Raw genomic sequence first — 200 nt, 5'->3', positions numbered from 1 at the left:
ATCGGCGCTAGAGAGCTTAACTTCCGTGTTCGGTATGGGAACGGGTGTGACCTCTCTGCCATCATCACCAAACTATGAAGGCATATTCCTTCAAAACTAGATAACATTGCTTCATATTATATGGTTAAGTCCTCGATCTATTAGTATTCGTCAGCTCCACATGTCACCATGCTTCCACCTCGAACCTATCAACCTGATCA

1 rRNA gene is annotated in these 200 nt (G+C 44.0%); it reads right to left on the bottom strand.

Annotated features, from left to right (window positions below):
* Positions 1–72, bottom strand: a 5S ribosomal RNA gene (gene rrf / locus MR143_RS32925); the annotation flags it as partial.
* Between the last annotated feature and the right edge of the window lie 128 nt (positions 73–200).

Source organism: Bacillus cereus group sp. BfR-BA-01347 (assembly GCF_022663835.1).
GTDB lineage: Bacteria > Bacillota > Bacilli > Bacillales > Bacillaceae_G > Bacillus_A > Bacillus_A thuringiensis_K.
Note: the sequence above shows the minus strand (reverse complement) of the source record. Positions and strands in the feature narration are given on the sequence as shown.